This is a genomic window from Pseudomonas sp. WJP1 (assembly GCF_028471945.1).
GTDB lineage: Bacteria > Pseudomonadota > Gammaproteobacteria > Pseudomonadales > Pseudomonadaceae > Aquipseudomonas.
Window position 1 is genome coordinate 1,069,928 of record NZ_CP110128.1, and the last position, 25,488, is coordinate 1,095,415.

General features: G+C 56.1%; 23 protein-coding genes and 1 tRNA gene. 14 read left to right on the forward strand and 10 right to left on the reverse strand.

Features of this window, described 5'->3' with window-relative positions; translation table 11 throughout:
• Positions 1-143 precede the first annotated feature (143 nt).
• The 3 genes from OH720_RS04775 (at position 144) to OH720_RS04785 (ending at position 3,321) form a co-directional block, all read left to right on the forward strand.
• Positions 144-1,031 (forward strand): nitrilase family protein, encoded by an 888-nt coding sequence (locus tag OH720_RS04775; protein WP_272604754.1) that lies wholly within the window; start codon positions 144-146, stop codon positions 1,029-1,031.
• 17 nt (positions 1,032-1,048) lie between these two features.
• Positions 1,049-2,248, forward strand: a complete 1,200-nt coding sequence (locus OH720_RS04780; protein ID WP_272604755.1) for a hypothetical protein — start codon at positions 1,049-1,051, stop codon at positions 2,246-2,248.
• Between the two features lie 77 nt (positions 2,249-2,325).
• Positions 2,326-3,321, forward strand: coding sequence for an asparaginase (locus OH720_RS04785; RefSeq protein ID WP_272604756.1), 996 nt, complete (start codon positions 2,326-2,328; stop codon positions 3,319-3,321).
• A gap of 128 nt (positions 3,322-3,449) precedes the next feature.
• Here OH720_RS04785 and OH720_RS04790 read toward each other — a convergent pair whose 3' ends face one another.
• The 5 genes from OH720_RS04790 to OH720_RS04810 form a co-directional block, all read right to left on the reverse strand.
• The gene (locus tag OH720_RS04790; protein WP_272604757.1) at positions 3,450-3,671 is read right to left on the reverse strand and encodes a formate dehydrogenase subunit delta; all 222 of its coding nucleotides are present in this window, start codon (positions 3,669-3,671) and stop codon (positions 3,450-3,452) included.
• Entirely contained in the window at positions 3,668-6,550 is a 2,883-nt protein-coding gene (gene fdhF / locus OH720_RS04795; RefSeq protein ID WP_272604758.1) for a formate dehydrogenase subunit alpha, read from the reverse strand. The genes OH720_RS04790 and fdhF overlap by 4 nt, the downstream gene beginning before the upstream one ends.
• Positions 6,547-8,103: a formate dehydrogenase beta subunit gene (locus tag OH720_RS04800; protein ID WP_272604759.1), complete on the reverse strand. Its 1,557-nt coding sequence runs from the start codon at positions 8,101-8,103 to the stop codon at positions 6,547-6,549. The genes fdhF and OH720_RS04800 overlap by 4 nt, the downstream gene beginning before the upstream one ends.
• Complete coding sequence (locus tag OH720_RS04805) at positions 8,103-8,579, reverse strand: formate dehydrogenase subunit gamma (protein ID WP_008057671.1); 477 nt, start codon at positions 8,577-8,579, stop codon at positions 8,103-8,105. Before OH720_RS04805 ends, OH720_RS04800 begins: the two co-directional genes overlap by 1 nt.
• A 749-nt stretch (positions 8,580-9,328) precedes the next feature.
• Positions 9,329-9,640, reverse strand: coding sequence for a DUF3077 domain-containing protein (locus tag OH720_RS04810; RefSeq protein WP_272604760.1), 312 nt, complete (start codon positions 9,638-9,640; stop codon positions 9,329-9,331).
• A gap of 690 nt (positions 9,641-10,330) precedes the next feature.
• Between OH720_RS04810 and OH720_RS04815 the strand changes: the two genes are divergently transcribed.
• The 5 genes from OH720_RS04815 to OH720_RS04835 all read left to right on the forward strand — a co-directional run bounded on the left by OH720_RS04815 (position 10,331) and on the right by OH720_RS04835 (position 14,779).
• Complete coding sequence (locus tag OH720_RS04815; protein ID WP_272604761.1) at positions 10,331-11,320, forward strand: Abi family protein; 990 nt, start codon at positions 10,331-10,333, stop codon at positions 11,318-11,320.
• A 201-nt stretch (positions 11,321-11,521) separates the two neighbouring features.
• Complete coding sequence (locus OH720_RS04820) at positions 11,522-12,919, forward strand: PAAR domain-containing protein (RefSeq protein ID WP_272604762.1); 1,398 nt, start codon at positions 11,522-11,524, stop codon at positions 12,917-12,919.
• Positions 12,916-13,299 carry a hypothetical protein gene (locus tag OH720_RS04825; RefSeq protein WP_272604763.1) on the forward strand — a complete coding sequence of 128 codons (384 nt, stop codon included), beginning with the start codon at positions 12,916-12,918 and terminating at the stop codon, positions 13,297-13,299. The genes OH720_RS04820 and OH720_RS04825 overlap by 4 nt, the downstream gene beginning before the upstream one ends.
• A 190-nt stretch (positions 13,300-13,489) precedes the next feature.
• On the forward strand, positions 13,490-13,876 hold the full coding sequence (locus OH720_RS04830; RefSeq protein ID WP_272604764.1) for a hypothetical protein: 387 nt from the start codon (positions 13,490-13,492) through the stop codon (positions 13,874-13,876).
• Between the two features lie 483 nt (positions 13,877-14,359).
• The gene (locus tag OH720_RS04835; RefSeq protein WP_272604765.1) at positions 14,360-14,779 is read left to right on the forward strand and encodes a HEPN domain-containing protein; all 420 of its coding nucleotides are present in this window, start codon (positions 14,360-14,362) and stop codon (positions 14,777-14,779) included.
• 177 nt (positions 14,780-14,956) lie between these two features.
• Here the strand turns inward: OH720_RS04835 and OH720_RS04840 are convergent, their stop codons facing one another.
• From OH720_RS04840 to OH720_RS04855, 4 genes are all read right to left on the reverse strand, one after another.
• Complete coding sequence (locus OH720_RS04840) at positions 14,957-16,129, reverse strand: DUF1508 domain-containing protein (protein WP_272604766.1); 1,173 nt, start codon at positions 16,127-16,129, stop codon at positions 14,957-14,959.
• A 143-nt stretch (positions 16,130-16,272) separates the two neighbouring features.
• Complete coding sequence (locus OH720_RS04845) at positions 16,273-17,208, reverse strand: hypothetical protein (protein WP_272604767.1); 936 nt, start codon at positions 17,206-17,208, stop codon at positions 16,273-16,275.
• Positions 17,209-17,520: 312 nt separating this feature from the next.
• Positions 17,521-17,850, reverse strand: a complete 330-nt coding sequence (locus tag OH720_RS04850) for a hypothetical protein (protein ID WP_272604768.1) — start codon at positions 17,848-17,850, stop codon at positions 17,521-17,523.
• A gap of 180 nt (positions 17,851-18,030) precedes the next feature.
• Positions 18,031-18,115 (reverse strand) — tRNA-Leu (locus OH720_RS04855).
• Positions 18,116-18,220: 105 nt separating this feature from the next.
• Here OH720_RS04855 and queA point away from each other — a divergent pair.
• From queA to OH720_RS04885, 6 genes are all read left to right on the forward strand, one after another.
• Entirely contained in the window at positions 18,221-19,270 is a 1,050-nt protein-coding gene (gene queA, locus OH720_RS04860; RefSeq protein ID WP_272604769.1) for a tRNA preQ1(34) S-adenosylmethionine ribosyltransferase-isomerase QueA, read from the forward strand.
• Between the two features lie 14 nt (positions 19,271-19,284).
• Entirely contained in the window at positions 19,285-20,400 is a 1,116-nt protein-coding gene (tgt, locus tag OH720_RS04865; protein WP_162135911.1) for a tRNA guanosine(34) transglycosylase Tgt, read from the forward strand.
• A 43-nt stretch (positions 20,401-20,443) separates the two neighbouring features.
• On the forward strand, positions 20,444-20,779 hold the full coding sequence (yajC, locus tag OH720_RS04870) for a preprotein translocase subunit YajC (RefSeq protein WP_007956696.1): 336 nt from the start codon (positions 20,444-20,446) through the stop codon (positions 20,777-20,779).
• Between the two features lie 63 nt (positions 20,780-20,842).
• Positions 20,843-22,711, forward strand: a complete 1,869-nt coding sequence (gene secD / locus OH720_RS04875; RefSeq protein WP_272604770.1) for a protein translocase subunit SecD — start codon at positions 20,843-20,845, stop codon at positions 22,709-22,711.
• A gap of 9 nt (positions 22,712-22,720) precedes the next feature.
• A complete protein-coding gene (gene secF, locus OH720_RS04880; protein ID WP_180205846.1) occupies positions 22,721-23,635 on the forward strand; it encodes a protein translocase subunit SecF in 915 nt (304 codons plus the stop codon).
• Between the two features lie 118 nt (positions 23,636-23,753).
• Positions 23,754-24,305 (forward strand): glycine zipper 2TM domain-containing protein, encoded by a 552-nt coding sequence (locus OH720_RS04885; RefSeq protein ID WP_272604771.1) that lies wholly within the window; start codon positions 23,754-23,756, stop codon positions 24,303-24,305.
• A 239-nt stretch (positions 24,306-24,544) separates the two neighbouring features.
• Here OH720_RS04885 and suhB read toward each other — a convergent pair whose 3' ends face one another.
• Positions 24,545-25,363, reverse strand: a complete 819-nt coding sequence (gene suhB / locus OH720_RS04890) for a type III secretion system regulator SuhB (protein WP_008057724.1) — start codon at positions 25,361-25,363, stop codon at positions 24,545-24,547.
• Between the last annotated feature and the right edge of the window lie 125 nt (positions 25,364-25,488).

The following is a 25,488-nucleotide window of genomic DNA, read 5'->3' on the forward strand; positions in this document are numbered from 1 at the left end:
ACGAACAAAAAACCCCTCGCTCATCATCTTCGGACAAAGGCTACAGACCTACCGGAAGCGTCTGACTTACGTCAGCTGGCTTTTCGAGTCTTATAAACACGCAATTAAACAGCGTGAATAACAATAAAAAGAGGTCACCCGAAATGAGCGAGCCAACAAGCCCTGTTCGTGTAGCAGTCGTGCAATTCGATCCACAAGTCGGCATTGAAAATTGTGATTCAAATCTGTGTCGCAGCCTGGAATTGGCGCTGGAGGCGGTCACCGGCGGTGCGAACCTCATCGTGCTGCCTGAACTCTCCAGCACCGGTTATTTCTTCAGCAGTCGGCAGGATGCTTTTGAACATGCCCAGCTGGTACCCGGCGGGCCAAGCGCGCAACTCTGGATCGACTTCGCCTCCAGGCACAACGTCTACCTCGTAACCGGCCTGGCCGAACGTGATGGCATGCGGCTTTTCAACACCGCAATACTGGTCGGCCCTGAGGGTTTTATCGGCAAGTATCGCAAAGCCCATTTATGGAATCTGGAGAAACTCTGGTTCACACCGGGCGACCTGGGTTTCCCGGTTTTTGATACACCCATTGGCCGTATCGGAATGTTGATCTGCTGGGATATCTGGTTCCCCGAGGTGCCACGAATCCTGAGTCAACAAGGCGCCGACATCATTTGCAGCGTCAATAACTGGGTCTGGACACCTCCACCGCTGTTCGACGATGCCGGCAAGTGCATGGCGTCGTACCTGACGATGACGGCTGCCCACGTCAACAATGTGTTTATCGCAGCTGCCAGCCGGATCGGTGAGGAACGAGGTGCCCGTTACCTTGGATGCTCGCTGATTGCCGGGACCAATGGCTGGCCGATTGGCGCAGTGGCATCGGCAGACCAGCAGGAAATTCTGTTTGCCGATATTGACCTGACCAGCTCCCGCAGCGCCCTCATCTGGAATAACCTGAACGATCTACATCGTGATCGTCGAGCCGATCTCTACGATCAGATGCTCGGCTACACACAACACCCATGTCTCCCGCGTTGATCAGGGGGACCTCACTCATGGAAATCACAACCAATAAAAACAGGTTTGCCTCCAGATCACCTTTTGATGTGGCGGTCATCCTGCTGATGATCGGCACGACACTGCTGATTATCTGGCTTTCATTCACCAATCGTTCGCACTGGTCCGCCCATTGGCCAGGTTACAGCGACATGGTGTCGAGCCTTCCCCAGCCAAATGCCTGGTTGCGCTGGCTGCTTGGAGACATCAGCGAGGTGGCATTCTACAAACACGAGTTCGCCTCGATCGGACTATTGGCGGGCGCTTATCTCGCCTACTGGGCGAATCGAACGGGAAGAGCCTGGCAAGGCTTCAGCATTTCCTATGGCACCGGGCTCTGGCCGTGGTTGATCACCAGTTCACTGCTCGGCCTGCTGCTGAGTAACGTGCTCTGGGGTTGGACGGTGACCGCCACTAGCTGGCAACCGACATTTGCCGCGTTCGTCTCGCTGCCAGCGGCGATGGTGCTGATGTTTGGCGGTGGCTGGAAGGTCACGATCAACGGCGCAATCATGGGTGCCGTCCTCGTCACCCCAATGTGCCTGCTGATCGTCAATTACGTGTGCAATCCGTTGGGGTTGCCAGCGGTGATCGGCAATGTTCTGGGCATGGCAGTCGCCAGTGTCTTGGCGTTTCTGCTCTGCCGCTACCGGCCGAATCTGATGAAGTCCGAACAGACCGGGACACCACCGCCTTCACCTCCCGTACCCGTCACCAAAGCACCCGATTACGGAGTGGTCTGGAGCATACGCCGGGTCTTGGCAGACTTTTCCGAAGCGCCATTCTTCGGCAATGAACTGGCCAGCCTTGGTTTGTTACTGGGGGTATTGCTGGCTTACACCTTGAACCCGATGAGTCCGGCGTACGGTTCGGGCCTGTTGCTGCACATCATCGCGGCACAGGCACTGACCTCCGCCATAGGGGTGCTGGTCTGGCGTCGACAATGGATGTTGCACGGCTGGTACCCCACCTACGTTCCACTGGTTTCAGTGGTGCCCGCCGCGATTCTGACCCATGGCGGCAGCTGGCTGGTGATCGGTTCGAGTGCATTGCTGGGGGCGTTGATCGCACCACCTCTGGCCCGGGCGATCTCCAGGCGATTACCGGCCGACATGCATGCCTATATCGGCAATGTCCTGTCCATGGCCATCAGCACGTTGCTGATCGTGCCGCTGATCGGCGTCCTTATCGCGCAGTAAATGCCACCTGCCTTACGGCTGTACCCCGTCCGGAACCGGGTACAGCCGCTTCTCTTTCCGAATACGCGAGGTATCACATGGATCTGCCAAAACTGGCCATCGCGGCGCTCGGCGGCACGGTGAGCATGCAAGCCAGGAATGCCGGCGAAGGCGTTATCCCGACCGTCAGTGGCGAGACACTTCTGGCGTCCGTACCCCAATTGACGACGCTTGCCCGGGTGAACGTTGAAACCCTTGGACTGCTTCCCAGTGCTTCACTAAATTTCGATTTTTTACTAAACGTATTGGCTTGGGCAAAACTTCAAATCACACAAGGCGCCGTGGGTGTCGTTCTGACCCAAGGCACCGACACACTCGAAGAAACGGCGGCGTTTTTCGATTACCTGTGGCCCCACGACACACCTCTGGTGCTGACCGGTGCAATGCGCTCGGCAGCACAGCCCGGGGCCGAGGGGCCGGCGAATCTCCTGGATGCATGCCGCGTCGCGCTGGCCGAGAGCAGCCGGCGGCGCGGTGTTCAGGTCGTGATGAACGGAGAGATTCATCAAGCGAGAAGCGTGCGCAAAACCGATTCACTGGCATTGCAGGCGTTCACCTCTCCAGTCGTGGGGCCTGCAGGCTTGATGGTTGAAGACCGCGTTCACTACCTGCGCCCGCCGGCTCAGCGTTCGTTTCTGCCCCTGCCGCACCAGACAACACAGAAGGTCGCGATGCTCGAGGCATCCCTCTCGGCCGACACGCTGCTTCTGGAAAACATCCTTGCACTCGGCTATGACGGGCTGGTAATAGCCGGTTTCGGTGCCGGACATGTCTCGCAGAGCTGGGCGACGGTGATTGAGCACATCGCCGAAAAAATCCCGGTGATCATTGCGACCCGCACCGGTTCAGGCTCTACCGCGCAAGTCAGCTATGGTTTTAACGGCAGTGAGATGGATCTGATTCGCAAGGGTGCATCGATGGCGGGATTTCTATGTCCGCGTAAAGCGAGGGTTCTGCTTTGGCTGCTGCTTGGCTGTCAGCGGCAGCATGAGTTATCGCGGTACCTCAAAGACGAAAGCCGCATTCAAAATTGATACATAACCCTGTGGGAGCGAGCCTGCTCGCGATGGTCGTTAACGATAACGCGGGAAGCCTGGCACCCCGCGGCGTTCTCGAGTCCATCGCGAGCAGGCTCGCTCTTACAGGTTTTTAAGCCAGCTGGCTAAGCCTCCCAACCCGCCCCACTGACCGCCTCTTGCGCCAGCGGGTGCAAGTCCGCGCCGTGATGCGCCGTCTGCCAGGCCAGCAACTCCTTGCGCATACCCGGCGTCCAGTACATCTGCAGATGATTACGCACACCGAGCACCCCCAGTTGCCGGTCCGGCTCGCTGGCGAAGTACTGGGCGATCTGGTTGGCCATCTTGATCAGGTTTTCAGTGCTCATCGGCGCACCTCCGCTTTATCGCCACGGGCCTGACGGCGTTCCTTGAGCAAACGGTGCTGTTCGTCGGTGAATTCCTGGAAGCGTTTTTGCCACTCCGAAGGGTGGTACACGCGGCTGACTTCCACGGCCGTGACCTTGTACTCCGGACAGTTGGTGGCCCAGTCGGAGTTGTCGGTGGTGATCACGTTGGCCCCCGACTCCGGGAAGTGGAAGGTGGTGTACACCACGCCCGGGGCAACCCGTTCAGTGACCCGCGCACGCAGTACGGTCTGCCCGGCGCGGCTGCCGATACCGACCCAGTCGCCTTCGTTGATGCCACGGCTCTCGGCGTCGGTCGGGTGGATTTCCAGGCGGTCCTCGTCGTGCCAGGCGACGTTCTCGGTACGCCGGGTCTGGGCGCCGACGTTGTATTGGCTGAGGATGCGCCCGGTGGTCAGCAGTAGCGGATAGCGACTGTTGACCTTCTCCTCGGTGGGCACGTAGCCGGTGAGCATGAAACGCCCTTTGCCGCGCACGAACTGCTCGATGTGCATGGTCGGCGTGCCGTCCGGTGCCTCGGCGTTGCACGGCCATTGCAGGCTGCCGTGGCGATCCAGTTCGGCGTAGCTGACGTTGGTGAAGGTCGGCGTCAGGCTGGCGATTTCATCCATGATCTCCGATGGGTGTTTGTAATTCATCGGATAGCCCAAGGCGTTGGCTAGGGCCACTGTGCCTTCCCAGTCGGCCTTGCCGCCCAGGGGATCCATGACCTTGCGTACCCGCGAGATACGGCGCTCGGCGTTGGTGAAGGTGCCGTCCTTTTCCAGGAACGAAGCGCCCGGCAGGAACACGTGGGCAAACTTCGCCGTTTCGTTGAGGAAAATGTCCTGCACCACCACGCATTCCATGGCCGACAGGGCCGCGGTGACGTGCTGGGTATTCGGATCGCTCTGGGCGATGTCCTCGCCCTGGCAGTACAGGCCCTTGAAACTGCCGGCCAGCGCCGACTCGAACATGTTGGGAATGCGCAGGCCCGGGTCGGGTTGCAGGGTGACGTTCCACGCCTGTTCGAACTGCGTGCGTACCACTTCGTTGGAGATGTGCCGGTAGCCGGGCAACTCGTGGGGGAAGGAGCCCATGTCGCAGGAGCCCTGCACGTTGTTCTGCCCCCGCAGCGGGTTCACGCCCACGCCTTCGCGGCCGATGTTGCCGGTGGCCATGGCCAGGTTGGCGATGCCCATGACGGCGGTACTGCCCTGGCTGTGCTCGGTAACGCCCAGGCCGTAGTAGATCGCGGCGTTGCCGCCGGTAGCATATAGGCGAGCGGCGGCACGGATGTCGGCAGGGTCTACCCCGCAGACTGGGGCAAGGGCTTCCGGCGAATTCTCCTCACGGCTGACGAACTCGCTCCAGCGGGCGAAATCATTGCCCTCGCAACGGGTGTCGATGAAGGGTTGGTCTTGCAGGCCCTCGGTGATGATCACATGGGCCAATGCGTTGAGCATGGCGACGTTGGTGCCGGGGCGCAGGGCCAGGTGATATTCGGCGCGGGCATGCACCGAGTCCACCAGATCAATGCGTCGCGGGTCGATGACAATCAGCCGCGCACCTTCACGCAGGCGGCGCTTGAGCTGAGAAGCGAACACCGGGTGCGCATCGCTGGGGTTGGCGCCCATCACCAGGATCACGTCGGCCTGCATCACCGAGTCGAAACTCTGGGTGCCGGCGGACTCGCCCAGGGTTTGCTTCAAGCCATAACCGGTCGGCGAATGGCAAACCCGTGCACAGGTGTCGACGTTGTTATTGCCGAACGCGGCGCGCACCAGCTTCTGCACCAGATAGGTTTCTTCGTTGGTGCAGCGGCTTGAGGTGATACCACCAATGGAATCGCGACCGTATTTCTGCTGCAGCCGGCGGAATTCGCTGGCGGCGTAGGTCACCGCTTCATCCCAGCTGACTTCCTGCCACGGGTCGTTGATGTGCTTGCGGATCATCGGCTTGGTGATGCGATCCGGGTGGGTGGCGTAACCCCAGGCAAAGCGCCCCTTGACGCAGGAGTGGCCGTGGTTGGCCTGGCCGTTCTTGTCCGGAACCATGCGCACCAGCTGGTCGCCTTTCATTTCGGCGCGGAACGAGCAACCCACGCCGCAATAGGCGCAAGTGGTGATCACGCTGCGTTCCGGCTGGCCCAGCTCAACCACGCTTTTTTCCATCAGCGTCGCGGTAGGGCAGGCCTGTACACAGGCACCGCAGGACACGCATTCCGAATCGAGGAAGTTATCACCGCCAGCAGCGGCCACGCGGGATTCGAAACCGCGTCCGGTGATGGTCAGGGCAAAGGTGCCCTGGGTTTCTTCACAGGCGCGCACGCAGCGGTTGCAGACGATGCACTTGCTCGGGTCGTAGTCGAAATAAGGGTTGGAGGTGTCTTTCACGTCCTCCAGATGGTTCTCGCCTTCATAGCCGTAACGCACCTCGCGCAGGCCAACCTGGCCGGCGACGGTTTGCAGCTCGCAGTTGCCGTTGGCCGAGCAGGTCAGGCAATCCAGTGGGTGATCGGAGATGTACAACTCCATGACATTGCGCCGCAGGGTCGCGAGCTTCGGCGTCTGGGTGTGCACGCTCATGCCTTCGGTGACCGGCGTGGTGCAGGACGCGGGATAGCCGCGCATGCCGTCGATCTCCACCAGGCACATGCGGCAGGAGCCAAAGGCTTCCAGGCTGTCGGTGGCACAGAGTTTCGGAATGGTGGTGCCCAGCAGCGCCGCGGCGCGCATCACCGAAGTGCCTTCGGGCACGCTGATGCTGCGGCCGTCGATGTTCAGGGTGACTTGCACCTGGCTCTCGCGGGCCGGCGTGCCCAGATCGATATCGGTTTTTGGATCGAATACAGTGATCATTGCTCGGCCTCCGAGGCTTGCAGACCGAAGTCAGCGGGGAAGTACTTGAGGGCGCTGGCGACCGGATAGGAGGTCATGCCGCCCAACGCGCACAGCGAACCGTATTGCAGCGTGTCGCACAGGTCCTTGAGGATGATCACCTGCTGATCACGAGCGGCCTGATCTGGCGCGGCCAGCAGACGGTCGATCACCTCCACGCCCCGGGTCGAGCCGATGCGGCAGGGCGTACATTTGCCGCAGGATTCCTCGGCGCAGAACTGCATGGCGAAGCGCGCCATGTGGGCCATGTCCAATGTGTCATCCGCCACCACCACGCCACCGTGACCGAGCATCGCGCCGATGGCGGCGAAGGCCTCGTAATCCAGCGGCGTATCGAATTGCGAAGGCGGCACCCAAGCGCCGAGCGGGCCGCCGACTTGCGCGGCTTTCAGCGGTCGACCACTGGCAGTACCGCCACCGTAGTCTTCCACCAGCTCGCGCAGGGTCAGGCCAAAGGCCCGTTCCACCAAGCCGCCGTGGCGAATATTGCCCGCCAACTGGAAGGGCATGGTGCCCAGGGAACGGCCCATGCCGTAATCGCGATAGAACTGCGCACCCTTGGCCAGGATCAGCGGCACCGAGGCCAGGGTCAGCACGTTGTGCACCAGCGTTGGCAGGCCGAACAGGCCCTGCAACGCGGGGATCGGCGGCTTGGCGCGAACGATTCCGCGCTTGCCTTCCAGAGAGTCCAGCAACGCGGTTTCTTCACCGCAGATGTAGGCGCCGGCACCGACGCGAACTTCCATATCGAAGGCCTGGCCGCTGCCGCCGACATTGGCGCCCAGATACCCTGCTTCACGGGCGATGTTCAGCGCCTGGCGCAGGATGGCCACGGAGTCTGGATATTCCGAGCGCACATAGATGTAACCGAGGGTGGCGCCGACGGTAATGCCGGCAATGGCCATGCCTTCGATCAGCAGGAAGGGGTCGCCTTCCATCAGCATGCGGTCGGCAAAAGTGCCGGAGTCGCCTTCGTCGGCGTTGCACACGATGTACTTCTGCGCAGCCTGAGTGCCACGCACCGTGCGCCATTTGATCCCGGCGGGGAAAGCCGCGCCGCCACGGCCACGCAGGCCCGAATCGAACACCGCCGTCGCGGTCTGCTCGCCACCAATGGCGACGGCCCTTGTCAGGCCTTCGAAACCGCCGTGTGCGCGGTAGTCGTCCAGCGACAACGGCCGGGTAATACCGGCGCGGGCGAACAGCAGGCGTTGTTGAGATTTGAGATAAGGCAGCTCTTCCACCAGGCCCAGGGCCAGGGGATGGCTGGCGTCTTGTTGCAGCGCATCGAGCACGGATGGCACATCGTCTGCGGTCAACGGGCCGAAGCCGATCCGGCCTTGCGGGCTGTCCACTTCCAGCAGCGGCTCCAGCCAGTACAACCCGCGCGAGCTGGTGCGTTGCAGCTCCAGCGGCAGATTGCGTTCCTTGGCCTGAGTAATCAGCGCCGTCGATACCTCATCGGCCCCCACGGCACGGGCAATAGAATCACAGGGCAGATAAAGAGTCGGCATCACGCGTCCTCCCGGCAAGCATCGAGCAACGCATCCAGCCGCTCGGCACTGAGCCGCGCATGCACCCGGCCATCCAGCTCCAGTGCCGGCGAGCAAGCACAGGCACCGAGGCAATAAACGGGGCGCAAACTGATGCTGCCATCAGCGCTGCTGCCGTGATCATCCAGTTGCAGCCGATCGCGCAACTGCGCAGCCAACTGCTCGGCCCCACGGCTCTGGCACGACTCCGCGCGGCACAAACGCAGAATATGGCGGGCTGGCGGCGAGGTACGGAAATCATGGTAAAAACTGATCACCCCACGAACCTCCGCCTGACTCAGGTTGAGGGCATGGGCAATCTCGGGTACGGCCGCATCGGGGATGTAGCCAATGCGTTCCTGAACATCATGAAGAATCGGCAACAGGGCGCCGGGAGTGCCCTTATGGCGCTCCAACAGGGTGTTGACCACAGACAGGTGCAACTCAACATCAGGCATTCAGCAATCCTCACGGTCACGGACAAACCAGAAGGTCGTCGGTCGTCCGAAAGTGTCGGCTGCGGCACTCACACCACGTCACGGTATCGTGGCATTTTCAGGCCGTTGGCCAGGGCACCCTGAGCGGGCATCTTGTGCGCCCGGCACGGTCTTCGCCGCACCTCGATTGGGCATAAAGGGCAGCTTGCCACGCGGCTGTTGATGGAACTGCACCAAAGCGACGTGCTCGGTTCTGCCTACGACTATGCATTAAGTCTAGATGAGTGCCGCAGGGGGCGTTCATACACTGGCCTAATGCCAGAAGGGCTTGGCGATGGGTGATGTATAGCAAGCATTGCGGGTGGGAAGAAGCATCAGAAATGTGGGCAATTCTGCGGTGCAGATGCGCTGATCCAATCCGGAAAAAGCAGCGGTATGAAGTCTACCGCGTCACCGCGCAGCCAAATGCCACACAATAAAAAGCCCCGAAACCTGGAGGCTAATCCAAATACCGAACAGCATGCAAAACTCCTGTGGGAGCGAGGCTGCTCGCGAAAGCGCCAGTCCAGCCAACACAAATGCCGAATGTGGTGCTGCATCAAAAAGCAACTCACCCACTCAGGCCAAACAATGCCAGTTAGCTCACCGCAATCCCTGTGGGAGCGGGCTTGCCCGCGAAAGCGCCAGTCCAACCAACACCAATGCTGAATATACCGCCGCAATCGCAAGCAACTCACCCCACAAGCACACACCTTACCAACACGCTACAGCTACTCCCCCTGAGCCGTCGTCGCCCGCTTTGCCGCCGACCCCAACCCCCGATCCCGAGTAAGCACCTTCACCGCATCATCCACCAACGCCTTACTCATCGACGTCAAATAATGCGCCGCCCAGGCATGCCGATCGGTATCTCTGGCATAGGCAGCATCTTCAGTCAGCGTCTTGGCCAGAAACAGAAAATCAGAAGCCATCGACAACGCATCACCGAGCGGAACGCCGCGAGTGACGTGGAACAGTGGTTGATCGGAGCAGTAGATGGCGGGGGTTAAGCCGATGGTTTTTAGTTCGGGTTGTTCGGTCATTGGCCACCTCCGAGGATGGAGAGGCAATGGGGGAGGGCGTTACACGATTGGAAATTGCGTAGAGGGGAAAGCCAAATTTCAAACGGATTCATACTGCGCATCATGAAGCTCCTTAATTTGAAGAGCTACCACAATTCGTTACCAAGCGAATGGGTGGCAGCTGTGCGCAGGTTGGTAAACCGGGAAATCAAGGAAACCGGCACGTCCGCAGACGTCCCACGCACAGCCGCCATAACGCAGATCGCAGGCGAAAAAAAGCGCCTGCGAACGCATGGCACTGTTGCGCAGTGATTTACCTCGGGTTACCAAGCCCGGTCGCTGAATTGGCAGCGACGCCGGAAGGGTATCGCGCAGACCCCGCTCCTGCAACTTTCGAAAGCCCTTTACTCGACGCTATCTCTCTAATAATCACTGGCATCACGCGCTGGAGGGAATATTCCTACCGCTATCTAGGAGCTGCCTGACAGCTAGCCAAAGAGCTCTGTTTTAGGCTGCTCACAAGCGCACGCCATCGCCTGCAACAAAATCGTCGCAAACCTGCATAGACCCTGGTGTTTATCGCGGTTTTGTAACGAACACATTGACAGGGTCATCAGGCTTCGGCAGCATTAATCCCAATCGCGCCCGATCCTCTGGTGCTGGCTCAGTCCGGCATTACGTTCGGGCCTTCTTGTTTCTGGAACATGGAAGTTGTCTACCCCAACCCCTCCGAAGCCGTTCCGTTCATACCCTGATTTGGTTGCGCTGCTCGCCAGCAGGGGAATGCAAATCCATGACCTGTCTCGTGCAGAACGCAAGCTCGCGCAGCTAGGGTATTACCGCCTCAGTGGTTACTGGTACCCGGCGCGAGAGTTCAAAATGAACTGCTCGCAGAAAGACATCTGCCCGGTCACGAGCAAGCCCTTGCGTCTCGACACGTTCCAGGCAGCGACCTCCTTCGACTCGGCCGTAGACCTTTACAAGTTCGATAAACGACTGCGAATGCTCATGCTGGACGCGATCGAGCGCCTGGAGGTTCACCTCAAGACAGTAATGGCTCACGAGGTCGGTTATCACGACCCCATGGCATATACCAATGTGAAATTCATCCTGCACAAATGGACTCAGCCGTACACGGACAACCGCGGTATTACACGGAACAAGTGGAAAGAATGGAGCCAGAAGCAGCAGTCGCATATTGCGCGTAGCAAAGAGGACTGCATTCAGTGGCACTTTCGTGCCGGTAAGTCCATCCCCGTTTGGGTCGCGGTGGAGGCATGGGATTTCGGGGATCTCTCGGAATTCTTCGAGCTGCTCAACAGCAAGTATCAAAATCTCATACTCGCGCGTCTCGGCTTGAACAACGCCAAGATGCTCAGCCGGTGGATGCAGCAGGTCAGCCATTTGCGCAATCGCTGTGCCCACCATACCCGTATTTGGAATCAGGCCTCGCCTAATCCGTTAGCGGTCCCTCCTGAGTCGTATTTTCTGACGTTAAATCTAGATCAGCATGCGCTGAAGCGGCTGTACGGATTAATCACGGTCATTTGGTTTCTGCTGCGTAGGATCGCACCAGCTTCAACTTGGATAAATGAAGTCGCGGAACTGATGGACAGCAAGCCTGCTATGCCCGGATGTACCTTCAAATCGATGGGGTTTCCAGATGAAACAGGGTTACCTCGGAAGCTGTTCCGGGTCTAGCTGGCTTTAGCCATCCCTTTGCCTATCTTCATTTTTGTCGCCTTTTTCTACATGGCTTGTGGGATGTTTCCTGATTTTCTCAGCCATCTTGAGTTTCCCCTCTGTCCACGTACTTTGCGTTAAGCCACTCAACCCGAGTCGGCTTATCGATCGTTAACAGTGGTGCGCTATCTGGGGCGCCAGCAGAGAGGGAGATCAACAATGGCACAAGGACATTTCATTCGCCTGGGTGACAAGACCACTTGCGGTGGCCAGGTTTTGGAAGCCGACACCCGAGTCATGATGTTCGGTATCGCCCATGCTCGTGAGGGCGACCGCGTTTCCTGCGGCAAGAACGACGAAACCTACACCATCGTGGGAGGCGTCTCCTACATCAACAGTCATGGCAGGATCGTGGCGGGCTCGCTGGACAGCTACAGCACCTGCCCGTGCAGGGCCAGGTTGATCCCCTCGGTTTTCACCGCCACTTACGAATCGCGTAGCAGTGCTGCGCCCCAGGCCACAAGGGCCGCGCCCCAACCGACCACACCTCTCGCCGGCAATCCGGCACCACGCTCAGCCGGTTTCGCGTCTGCGTCGAACACTCCCAAGCCAGTGCCCCTGGGCAGCGCAGCAACCCAGGAGCCAGGCTTCTACGTCGTCCCCAAGAGCACCACCCGCGAACAGCTTGAAGCCTCCTTATTCACCCTGCGTGACCCGGCGTTGATGGGCAAATTCAAGCTGCTCAATCCCAACCTGCGCGACGTCAAAGCCGGTTCGATGATCGTGCTGGGCGACCCCAACAACTACCAGTGCACCCGTGAAGAAGCCCTGCTCATGGACGTGGCAGCCAAGACCAACCAGATCATTGAAACACTCAGTCCCGAAGAAGCGGATTTCATGGTGCAGCACCGTGATGCCATCCAGACTTTCCTGGGCCATGGCTCGATCGCAATAGGCGTTGGCGCGAGTGTTCTCAAAAACAATCTGGATAACGTCAGCGACACCCTGAAAAAAATCGAAGCGTTGCATCAGCATTCATTCCTGCGCGATGGGCACCTGAACTCACCGACGTTTCTGGCAGAGCGCCAAAAGCTGCTCGCTCAACTCGATATCCACCTGACAAGTCTGACGCGCAAAGGTATCGGCTTCCCCGACCACCTCAATTTGAATCGTGCCATGTTCCTCTCGCCTCCCACTCTGGTTCACCGCTGGACGGAAGCCGGCGGCGTAGGGCGGATGCCGGGATATGCCACTCATCTGGAGGGGGTGGCCAGGGCTTCCAAATACCTCAAATACGGTGGTTGGGTCGGCACTGCGGTCGGAGGAGGTGCGTCGGCCATGAAGGTGCAGGATGTATGTACGGCTGGGAATACTGAGGCTTGCGAACGGGTTAAATTCACTGAGGCGGGGAGTTTTGCTGGCGGGGTCGGCGGCGGCGCCGCTGTTGGTGGCCTGTTATCCGCCCCTATTGTCGGTGGGCTTTGTGTTGGATTGGGAGTAGTAGGGGCGTTGGTGTGCGGTGTCGCCGTAGTTGGGGTCGGTTCTTATGCTGGCAGCCATTATGGTGCGAAGGGCGGTGAGTTTATGGGGGAGGTTATCTATGAGTCTACGAAATGACGGCCGCTGAATTGGTTGTCGGTAGTTTATGCGGCGTAGTGCTCGTCGGATTGTACATTTGGATTGGGATTACCCTATATCTTGGCTACACCAAAGGCGAAGAGATGTCAGCGTATTTCAAAAGAAGCTCTTCGCTTATAACGCTATATACGAACAAGCATAAGGGCCCATTTGGAAAGCTTCAGTTGGTAGGTGGCATAGCCGGTGTTGTCACCTTCCCTCGCTTTTTTATAAAGCGCGGCATAGCCAATGCTGAAGATGTCGAGAACTTTCCACTTCCATTTAGGCGCAAATTAATTATTTTGCAATGGAGTGTAATAGGATTGCTTACCACTTTGGTGTTCCTGGTTTCATTATGGGAGTCAGGAGTGCTTAAATAATGTGCCTGTGGATCTATGTTGTGTCTGATCGGTAGCTGGCTGGCTTAAGGCTAGCCAGTTCCGAGAATTAAACCGCAAGCTCAGAAATTTAGGTATGTTGATTTGTAGTGGCAAGAGGACGCTTGGCTGTAGGGTTTGCCCTCGGCAAGACGGGTGAAAAAACTGGCGAAATAATTTACGAGACCCTGAAATGAGCGTGAGTGCCGCGCAAAAGATATTTCTGTGTATCAGCATAATTGGTTTTAGCGGTCTTCTCATTTTCCTTGGCGTTGCGCTGCATTTGGCCTACACCAGAATGGATATGATGCTGGATCACTTGAAAAACTGCCCATCTATTATGGTTAGGGCTCAATTTAAGAATGGGGGGGCTTGGGGAAGGTTGTTCGTTCTGGCTGCAATAATGGGCGTTATGACTATGCCTAATATGTATCTTCGCGATGGCGGAGCCCACGCTAAGGATCTGCAAAGCTTTCCTGCGAAGCTCAGGCGCAAACTAATTGTTTTGCATTGGAGTGGGTTATTTTTTATTATTGTATTGCTTGGGCTTTTTGTAGTTAGCGCACTTGGCTTCGTTTAACAATGTTTGGAGTAAAGTTCACTGCGGAAAATGGAGTAGGAAAGGGAGCAATTGGAAAAATGGGCAGATTTTCCGTATGAAAATAAATCCAATTTTGCGGTCGTCCCTTTTTTTGCCCTTTCGACTCTTAAGATAAGGAATGATCATGAAACTCATAGAATGGGCTAACCTCAAGGTCCTCTACAAGTGCAGTCGAAAACAACCTAACAAACTATTGCTCAAACGCGAAAATGCTCGCAGGTTATGGCCCATGTGGACGACTGCAGCTTCAACGATACTGCTCGTTGTGTTCGCCGGCTTAGCAAAAAGGGGGAAGATTTATTTTTTTGAAAATATTTCTGTTCCTTTTTTTTCAAAATTATGGCTGCGAAGCTCTTTCGTTCCTCAACTTTAGACCCAAAAGTGGGCTAGGGGAAAAGTGGAATAATTTATTATGGAATGAACTCGAAAATAAATCCGTCCCCATTTTTTTTGTGTACCTATTTGGAGGCATTTCTTCAAGATGTGGCTTTTTTTTATGCTCAATCTGTAAATGAACGCCTGAAACTAGCAAGAGTGCCTCACAATTATATCTACTGGAAAACCTCGGGTGAGGTAAAGGAGAAAGAGCTAGCTTTTAAATATGCAGATCATCCCTGTAGTAAAAAAGAAATTTCTGATTCAATATCCGCCAATCCTTATAGGACAATAAAGGCTTTTAAGTTTTTGGGTATTGATTTGTCAGTGTCTCAAGGAGTTATGAGTAATAAGGAATTGGTTGAGCAGATTGTTAGGAAGAGAAATAATATAATTCACCACAATGATAAGGCTGTAGATGTGTCTTTTTCTGATGTCGTGTCTTATGTGGGTGTTTTTGTGTCATATATGAAGGCGGTAGGTGCTACGGTTCGCAGTTCTTTATGATTTTCAGGTTTTTGTAAAATTTTTCCATGGTGCTTGTAAGCGGCTGATTTTTTGGGGAAGAGGACGGATTTATTATTGGATCGATTTCGAAAATAAATCTGTCCCCTTTTTTCCAATTTCGAAAATAAATCTGTCCCCTTTTTTCCAGTCCCCTTTTTTCCATTTTTTCCTTTTTATTTAATCGCTGTACCTGTCTTTTAGGTACCCCGCCACGTGCTCAATTTCCGGGTAAATAGTGGATCTGGTTATGCCTAGAGACTCAAGTTGCTCCAAAATTTTTATCTTGTCGCTTCCTCGAATAACTATTTTAAATTCTTCGCTTGTCAGTAAGTATTGTTCAGGAACTGTAGCTGGCTTGCCTTTCTCTCCATCTACTCCAAAAAGCAGAAAGGCTCCATCCTGCTTTATTATCCTCGGATTATCTAGCACTGGTTTAACACAAACTACGGAAGAAATATCGATAGGGTTAACTCTTGCTACAAAGTAAGGCTTCTCTCGTTGTATCTCTCTAATAAGCTTGATGACATCGTCGTCAGAGTTGAATTCGTCTGCGTTGCGCCCTATGGGGAAACGAGTGTGCTGTGGGAGGCGACCAATATTGGAAATTAAACTAACTCGATCGCTATCGTAATACCTAATTTCGTTTTTAGGGATTTTAAATACAATAACTTCAGCATCAGTAGTGCCTCCGTCAGCGCACGAGAAATACAATGCGATTAGTGGGTTTGTTGTAATGTCCAATAAGCGAGTTGGAAGTGCATAATGCTGCATCTTAACTAGGGTGTTAAAGGTCGGTCCGGAAAGCTGAAAGTCATCTGGGCAGCGTAAAACAAGCTCTTGAAATATTACGTGCTCATTTCTAACCCAGCCAGAGTTTCTATACAAGCTTGGTAGCAGCTTGTACGAAACATCTCCATGACCTCTAAAAAATACTACTGATCCTGAATCTTGAGGTAGTGATTCAATGGCTGTTATATATGTTCTTACACTACCAATTTTTTGCACCGCTTTTGAACTGCCCAATACGTCGACTATAGCGGCTTCGGGGCCTCCGTATTTTCTAACTGATTCAATTCCGCTTTCTAACGAGACATTGCTGGAATATAACGGACTTGACCCAAGAATGGCTCCATTAGCGGCCACTAATTGGAAATATGGCTTTCCATTGCTTGATTCTCTTATTCTAAATTTATCTGCTCTGCTGCAATTAGCCATTGACTGCTGAATAGCGGATTTAGCCGCACTATGTGTCGTAAATTGCTCGCTTATTAAAATTGTTTCGGAGTTTGGCGCTTTTAAAGCGTAAAAATAATTGCCGCTACTTGATTTATTTATTTCATACTTACCCATGCGTTTTCCCTGAAAATAAATAGAGCGGGTATTGGTCTGTATTTAATTTCGCAAAAATTAGGTCCATTCAATAAACATAAAAATTTATAAGGCTTCTTCTGTTTGAGGAAATAGTGTCGGGCTTTTTCTTGAGAGTACAGGTTTTAAGCGTTGATGTAGTCGCCGAATAATTGAGAGTATGATGCGTGGTTTTTTCTGAAATTAATCGCCAAAGGACCAGTTAAAACTAACGGTGATGAGGGTGTGTGAAGTAGGGAAAAGGTCATGTTGTAAAATAATAAAAACATAAACCAGCAGTGTGCGTACGTAGTTATCGATGCTGCACTGCTTCTGAATGGGGCGATAGATTTGGCATGAGCTCGATCATTTCTGAATGCATAGCCTAGACCACTTACTAAAAAGAACAGTATTTCTGATTTTGTAAGTTGAACTACCGTAGAGTGTAGTGAAACTTTCTCAAGTTTGATAATTCTACGTAACAAAGAAGCACCATTTCGACGATCGCTGGCTTTCTTGTAATCATAGTTTTTCGACAAAAACTCCAGAATGCTCTGGAGTGAAGTGCTGACAACCGGAGGATTTCCATTTGAAAAAAGCAAACGCTTGGCGTAGCTGGATAATGGATTTTGCTGGCCGGTCGTAAAGCTATATGGGCCGGATTCACATATTCGCTTCAATAAATACTCACAGGTTTGAAACGGAATTTTGTTAGTCAGTTCAAAAAAAGCATCTGAAATATCTTGGTCGGATGAGAAGAGTCCATCGACAGCGGGGCAAACAGTGCTTCTCAGCTCATTAGTAAGGTTTCCTTTGCCTCCAATCGCGTGAGATGTCAAATACTCAAAGCTTCGCCAAATCCAATCGAATGCATGATCTGGTCTAAGCGGTAAACTATCCAGGGCATCCAACATGTAGGATACGCAGACATGTAGGTGTCTGTCGTTTGTGTCGGGAAGTTTATATGGAAAAAATAATTCTGATAGTTCTGTATTGACAAGCCTTGTCTTAAACTTTTCTTCAGCATCAGACGCCAAGGTCATTGGCCACAAATTGAATTGATCAATACGGCGCTGTTTCATGTTCTTGTTTCCCTAAGAGATAAGAAAAGATGACGCGGCATGCATTCGCGGCGCTCACTGAAAAAATCAAGTTGCTGAGACGTACACGTATTCATCCTGACTTAGAAAGGATTCCGCCAAAGGGGTGAAAAGCTACCCAATTGCCATCATCCTGTCCACCGGTTGCTTGTGGCGGAATCGGGTCCGCTAAAAACCAATAGATAGTGAAAAAGTCAAGGGAGGGAGACAGGGGAATAAGGGGGCGATTTATCGTTTAAGACGTTTCGACACGTCGGAGGGTTTGTCTATCTTCTACTTTAAAGCCTCCCTTTTTTATTGAATATCTTTTAAATAGTCCTTCAGAGCAATGATCGGGTCATCAAGCTGCTCCAGCGTCTGGGCGCTAGCAAAATCCCCCGCCAACCTCCCCAACTCCCGCCCCAATGGCTTCCCCACACCCCCAACAGCCTCCAACGCCAACCCCATACACTCACCCACCTTCACCTGAATCCCCTCAACATCCCCCCGCCGCACCAGCAACTCAAACACATCCCGCTGGTAATCACCCATCACCAGATCATCCCGCAAAATCGGGCTTGAACCTTCCGATTCGTAAGCCAGCTTGAGGGAGAAGAGGGCGACGGTTTCCAGTTGTGATTCCATGGGAGAGTCCTTGTGAAATGTTCTTCCGGCGTGAAGAGCAGAAGAGAAGCAAGATCAAAAGATCGCAGCCTTCGGCAGCTCCTACACGTCAGCGCGGTGTCAGGGCGTTGGCGGTGGGGTGTCGGGGGCTTTTCTTTAGGCGAAAAAAAAGGCCTTGCTAAGCAAGACCTTTCTTAATTTTGGTGCCCCGAGGGAGACTCGAACTCCCACTCCTTTCGAAAACGGATTTTGAATCCGCCGCGTCTACCAATTCCGCCATCAGGGCAATGGCCGCGGAGTATAGAGATGAGATAACCGTCGGTCAATCAGGTACATGGAGAATTTTTGATATTTCCGCTAGACTTCCCGGCCCTGCTAGACGAACCCCATCATGCGCGTTGCTGACTTTACTTTCGAGCTTCCTGATTCGCTGATCGCCCGCCACCCTTTGGCCGAGCGTCGCGGTAGTCGCCTGTTGACCCTGGATGGGGTCAGCGGCGCCCTGGCACACCGTCAATTCACTGATTTGCTGGAGCATTTGCGCCCTGGCGATTTGATGGTGTTCAACAATACCCGGGTGATTCCGGCGCGGCTGTTTGGCCAGAAGGCTTCCGGCGGCAAGCTGGAAATCCTGGTGGAGCGGGTGCTGGACAGTCATCGCGTGCTGGCTCATGTGCGTTCCAGCAAGTCGCCCAAGCCTGGGTCGAAGATTCTGATCGAGGGCGGTGGCGAGGCCGAGATGCTGGCGCGGCACGATGCGTTGTTCGAGCTGGGCTTTGCCGAAGAGGTGTTGCCGCTGCTCGACCGCGTCGGGCACATGCCGCTGCCTCCTTATATAGACCGCCCGGACGAGGGTGCGGACCGCGAGCGATACCAGACCGTCTATGCCGAGCGTTTGGGCGCGGTGGCGGCGCCGACGGCGGGGCTGCATTTCGATCAGGTGCTGATGGAGGCGATTGCCGCCAAGGGCGTCGAGACGGCGTTCGTGACCTTGCACGTGGGCGCTGGCACGTTCCAGCCGGTGCGGGTCGAGAAGATCGAAGACCACCACATGCACAGTGAATGGCTGGAAGTCGGCCAGGACGTGGTAAATGCCGTTGCCGCCTGTCGTGCGCGCGGCGGTCGTGTAGTGGCGGTGGGGACCACCAGTGTGCGTTCCCTGGAAAGCGCTGCCCGCGATGGTGTGCTCAAGCCGTTCAGCGGCGATACCGACATTTTCATCTACCCGGGCCGGCCGTTTCATGTGGTCGATGCCCTGGTCACCAATTTCCATTTGCCTGAATCCACGTTGTTGATGCTGGTCTCGGCGTTTGCCGGTTATCCGGAAACCATGGCCGCCTATAAAGCCGCCGTCGACAACGAATACCGCTTTTTCAGCTACGGTGATGCGATGTTTATCACCCGTAATCCCGCACCACGTGGCCCTGAGGACAAAGAATGAGTCGCCAATGTCGTATGTCGTTTGAGTTACTTGCTACTGACGGCAAGGCTCGTCGCGGTCGTTTGACCTTCCCGCGCGGTACCGTCGAGACCCCGGCTTTCATGCCGGTGGGTACCTACGGCACGGTCAAGGGCATGTTGCCGCGGGATATCGAGGCCACTGGCGCTGAAATCATTCTGGGCAACACGTTCCACCTGTGGCTGCGCCCGGGCATGGAAGTGATCAAGAAACACGGCGACCTGCACGATTTCATGCAGTGGAAAGGCCCGATTTTGACCGACTCCGGTGGTTTCCAGGTGTTCAGCCTGGGCGCCATGCGCAAGATCAAGGAGGAGGGCGTGACCTTCGCCTCTCCGGTCGACGGCGCCAAGGTGTTCATGGGCCCGGAAGAGTCGATGCAGGTCCAGCGTGACCTGGGCTCGGACATCGTGATGATTTTCGACGAATGCACGCCGTACCCGGCCGACGAAGACGTCGCTCGCGTGTCCATGGAGTTGTCGCTGCGTTGGGCCCAGCGCTCGAAAAACGCCCATGCCGACAACACGGCGGCGCTGTTCGGCATCGTTCAGGGCGGCATGCACCAGGATTTGCGCATGCGCTCCCTGGAAGGCCTCGACAAGATCGGCTTCGACGGCCTGGCCATCGGCGGTCTGTCGGTGGGCGAGCCCAAGCATGAAATGATCAAGGTGCTGGATTATCTGCCAGCCCAGATGCCGGCTGACAAACCTCGTTACCTTATGGGCGTTGGCAAACCGGAAGATCTGGTGGAGGGTGTGCGCCGCGGTGTGGACATGTTCGATTGCGTGATGCCAACCCGTAATGCCCGCAATGGGCATCTGTTCATCGATACCGGCGTGATCAAGATCCGTAACGCGTTCCATCGCCATGATGATTCGCCGCTGGATCCGACCTGCGATTGCTATACCTGCCAGAACTTCTCCCGCGCTTATCTGCATCACCTGGACAAGTGTGGCGAAATGCTGGGAAGCATGCTCAATACCATCCATAACTTGCGTCATTATCAAGTGCTTATGGCTGGTTTGCGCGAGGCTATTCAACAGGGTACATTGGCCGCCTTTGTCGATGCCTTCTACGCCAAACGCGGGCTTCCCGTACCGCCTTTGGACTGAGTTTTCTGACCCCAAGATTCAACATTTGCAACTGGAGTGCTAAATGAGCTTTTTTATCTCTAATGCCATGGCAGACGCTGCAGCACCTGCTGCAGCCCCGATGGGCGGCGGCTTTGAGTGGATTTTCCTGGTCGGCTTCCTGGTCATCTTCTACCTGATGATCTGGCGTCCACAGGCCAAGCGCGCCAAAGAGCAGAAAAACCTGCTGAGCAGCCTGCAGAAAGGTGACGAAGTCGTGACCACCGGCGGCATCGCCGGCAAGATCACCAAAGTGGCCGACGATTTCGTGGTCCTGGAAGTTTCCGACACCGTCGAAATGAAATTCCAGAAAGGCGCCATCGCCGCCACGCTGCCAAAAGGCACGCTCAAAGCGATCTAAGTTTCAACTTCTACTCAATCGACGGGGCGCGCAAGGCGCCCCGCGTCATAAGCGGGCGGCGTGATGCTGAACAAATACCCTCTGTGGAAATACATTCTGATCCTGGCGGTGCTGGCGATCGGTCTGATTTATTCCGCTCCCAATCTTTATCCTGATGACCCGGCCATCCAGGTCAGCGGTGCAAGCACTGCACTGCAGGTCAATCAGGCTGATCTGGACCGTGTGAGCGCTGCGCTCAAGGAATCCGGGATCAACGTCAAGGCTGCCACCCTGGCTGCCAACGGCAAGGGCGGCTTGATTCGCCTGACCAAGGCTGAAGACCAGCTGCCGGCCAAAGACGTCGTGCGCAAGGCATTGGGTGATGACTACGTCGTTGCACTGAACCTGGCACAAACCACCCCGCAATGGCTGCGCAGCCTGGGCGCGCACCCGATGAAGCTGGGCCTGGACTTGTCCGGTGGTGTGCACTTCCTGCTGGAAGTGGACATGGATAAAGCCCTCGACGCACGCTTGAAAGTGTACGAAGGCGATGTAAAGAGCCTGTTGCGTAAAGAGAAACTGCGCTATCGCAGCCTGCCGCAACTGGGTGGTGCCATTCAGCTGGGCTTCTCCGATGAAGACAGCCGTGAACAGGCCCGTACGATCATCCGCAAGAACTTCAACGATTTCGACATTGTTCCGGCCGACCTCAATGGCCAACCGGTGCTGCGTCTGGCGATGACCCCGGCCAAGCTGGCGGAAATCCGCGAATACTCCATCAAGCAGAACTTGACCACGGTACGTAACCGCGTCAACGAGCTGGGTGTTGCTGAACCGATCGTCCAGCGTCAGGGCGCCAACCGCATCGTGGTTGAGCTGCCGGGCGTGCAGGACACTGCCGAAGCCAAGCGTATCCTCGGCAAGACGGCCAACCTGGAATTCCGTCTGGCCGCTGAGCCGGGTGCTTCGAAAGCCACTTCCGAATCCTTCGAGTTCCGTGAGGGCAATCGTCCTGCTGCGCTGATCGAGCGTGGCCTGATCATCACCGGTGACCAGGTAACCGACGCCAAGGCTGGTTTCGGCGAGCACGGTACGCCAGAAGTGAACATCCGCCTGGATGGCCATGGTGGCGAGCTGATGAGCCGCGCGACCCGTTCGAACGTCGGTCGCAGCATGGCGGTGATCTTCATCGAGCAGCGTCCGGTCACCACTTACACCAAGCAAGTGGTCGATGGCGTCGAGAAAGACGTGGCGGTGCAGTCGTTCAAGGAAGAGAAGAAAATCATCAGCCTGGCGACCATCCAGTCGCCGCTGGGTGCGCAATTCCGTATCACCGGCCTGAACGGCCAGGGCGAGTCGTCCGAACTGGCACTGCTGCTGCGTGCCGGTGGCCTGGCTGCGCCGATGTACTTTGCTGAAGAACGCACCATTGGCCCGAGCCTGGGTGCCGACAACATCACCAAGGGTATCGATGCCTCGCTGTGGGGCATGCTGTTCGTCTCGCTGTTCATCATCGCCATCTACCGCTTCTTCGGCATCATCGCCACCGTCGCACTGGCGGTGAACATGGTGATGCTGCTGGCCCTGATGTCGCTGCTGGGTGCAACGCTGACCCTGCCGGGTATCGCCGGTATCGTGTTGACCATGGGCATGGCGGTCGACGCCAACGTGCTGATCTTCTCGCGGATTCGTGAAGAGATCGCCGCGGGCATGACCGTGCAGCGCGCCATCAACGAAGGCTTCGGCCGGGCATTCACCGCGATTCTCGACGCCAACCTGACCACGTTGCTGGTCGGCGGCATCCTGTTTGCCATGGGCACAGGGCCCGTCAAAGGCTTCGCAGTGACCATGTCCCTCGGGATCTTTACCTCGATGTTCACGGCCATCATGGTGACCCGCGCGATGGTCAACCTGATCTTCGGCGGACGTGACTTCAAGAAGTTGTGGATTTAAGGGGCTGCCATGTTACGTACAATCAACTTCATGGGCGTTCGCAACTTTGCGTTCGGCGTCACATTGTTCCTTACCGTGCTGGCCTTGTTCAGCGTCGCCACCAAGGGCATGAACTGGGGCCTGGACTTCACCGGCGGTACGCTCATCGAGCTGACCTACGAGCGTCCGGCCGATGTCACCAAGGTGCGTGAACAACTGGTTACCGCCGGTTATCACGAAGCCATCGTGCAGAACTTCGGTGCTACTACCGATCTGCTGGTGCGTATGCCTGGTGAAGACCCGCAACTGGGTCACCAGGTGGCTGAAGCGCTGCAGAAAGTCGGCGGCGAAAACCCGGCGACGGTCAAGCGCGTCGAGTTCGTCGGCCCGCAGGTGGGTGAAGAACTGCGCGACCAGGGCGGCCTCGGCATGCTGATGGCGCTGGGCGGCATCCTGATCTACCTGGCGTTCCGCTTTCAGTGGAAGTTTGCGGTCGGTGCGATCGTTTCCCTGATCCACGACGTGATCGTGACCATCGGTATCCTGTCGTTCTTCCAGATCACCTTCGACCTGACGGTGCTGGCGGCGGTACTGGCGATCATCGGTTACTCGCTCAACGACACCATCGTGGTATTCGACCGGGTTCGTGAGAACTTCCGGGTGCTGCGCAAGGCCAGCCTGATCGAGAACATCAACATCTCGACCACGCAAACCCTGCTGCGCACCATGGCCACCTCGATCTCCACCTTGCTGGCGATCGCGGCCCTGTTGTTCTTCGGTGGCGACAACCTGTTTGGCTTCTCCATCGCCCTGTTCATCGGTGTTCTGGCGGGTACCTACTCGTCGATCTACATCGCCAACGTGGTGCTGATCTGGCTGAACCTGAGCTCTGAAGACCTGATTCCTGCGGCCAACACCGAGAAGGAAGTCGACGACCGTCCTTGAGTGAAGCTTCTTCCAGGGATGCAGTCCAAAAAGGCGCGAGTTGAACTCGCGCCTTTTTTTATGCTCCAAGGCTAGGAGAAGCGCGGGTTATCCCGCACGTGATGGTAAGGAGGTTCATGTGAACAAGTCGATGCTGGTTGGTGCTGTACTGGGTGCTGTCGGTGTGACTGCCGGCGGTGCTGTGGCCACCTACAGCCTGGTTAAAGATAACGGCCCTGAGTATGCTCAAGTGCTCGCCGTTGAACCGATCAAGACTCAAATCAAGACTCCACGTGAAGTGTGCAAGGATGTAGCGGTCACCCGGCAAGCGCCGGTCAAAGATCAACACCAGATCGCTGGTACGGTGGTAGGTGCGCTGGCGGGTGGTTTGCTGGGTAACCAGATCGGCGGCGGCACCGGCAAGAAGATTGCCACGGTTGCAGGCGCTGTCGGTGGTGGTTATGCCGGTAACAAGGTTCAGGAAGGCATGCAGGAGCGTGACACCTACACCACGACCCAGACCCGTTGTAATACGGTGAATGACATCAGTGACAAGGTAGTGGGTTACGACGTGCGTTATTCGCTGGATGGCAAGGAAGGCAAGGTGCGCATGGATCGCGATCCGGGGAACCAGATCCCTGTGGATAAAGAGGGCAAGTTGATCTTGTCGGAGAATCAGCAGGCGCATTGATCCGCTGAAGTCAGATTGAAAAAGAAGCACCCTGCGGGGTGCTTTTTTATGCCCGCGATTTCCGCATCACCACCAACCCCTGTAGGAGTGAGCCTGCTCGCGATAGCGGTCCGTCATCCAAAATAAATGCTGGCTGATACACCGCAATCGCGAGCAGGCTCGCTCCTACAGGGGGCTGTGGTGAATTCCAGGCATAAAAAAAGCACCCCGAAGGGTGCTTTTTCTGTCGCTTGGGGCGCTTAGCGCTTCAGCGAGGCTGGCAGGTGCGGCTGGATGGCCGTCAGGACTGCCTTGAAGCATTTGGTGTTGCCGGCAACGACGTGGCCTTTTTCAAGGAAGTCGTGACCGCCGGTGAAGTCGCTCACCAGGCCGCCTGCTTCCTGGATCAGCAGGGCGCCTGCCGCCATGTCCCACTCGGACAGGCCCGACTCCCAGAAGGCGTCGAAACGGCCAGCGGCCACATAGGCCAGGTCCAGGCTCGCCGAGCCTGCGCGACGGATGCCGGCAGTCTGGCCTACCAGGGCGCGGAACATGCCCAGGTAGTTGTCGAGGTTGTCCATCTGGTCATCACGGAACGGGAAGCCGGTGCCCAGCAGGGCGCCGTCCAGGCTGGTGCGACCGCTGACGCGCAGGCGACGGCCGTTCAGTTGGGCGCCGCGACCACGGCTGGCGGTGAATTCTTCCTGGCGAACCGGGTCCAGGACAACAGCGTGCTCCAGGCGACCGCGGTATTTGCAGGCGATGCTGACAGCGAAGTGAGGAATGCCGCGCAGGAAGTTGGTGGTGCCGTCCAGCGGATCGATGATCCACAGGTACTCTTCGCCTTCGATGCCGGAGCCGGCGTGCATGCCGGTCTCTTCACCCAAGATCGAGTGATTCGGGTACGCCTTGCGCAGCGCGTCGATGATTTTCTGTTCAGCGGCGCGGTCCACCTCGGATACGTAATCCTTGGCGTCTTTTTCGTCGACCTTGATGGTATCCAGGCGCTCGATGGAGCGGAAGATCAATTCACTGGCGCTGCGGGCGGCGCGCAGCGCGATATTCAGCATGGGCTGCATGGATGTGTCACCTAAGGTTGTTAAAGAAAGCCGGGCATTCTATCAGAAAGTTTCTACAGGAGAAGGACGACGTTCGCTTTCATGGCTTAACGGTAGTGAGCGCTGTAAGATTCTGCTCCCGATAA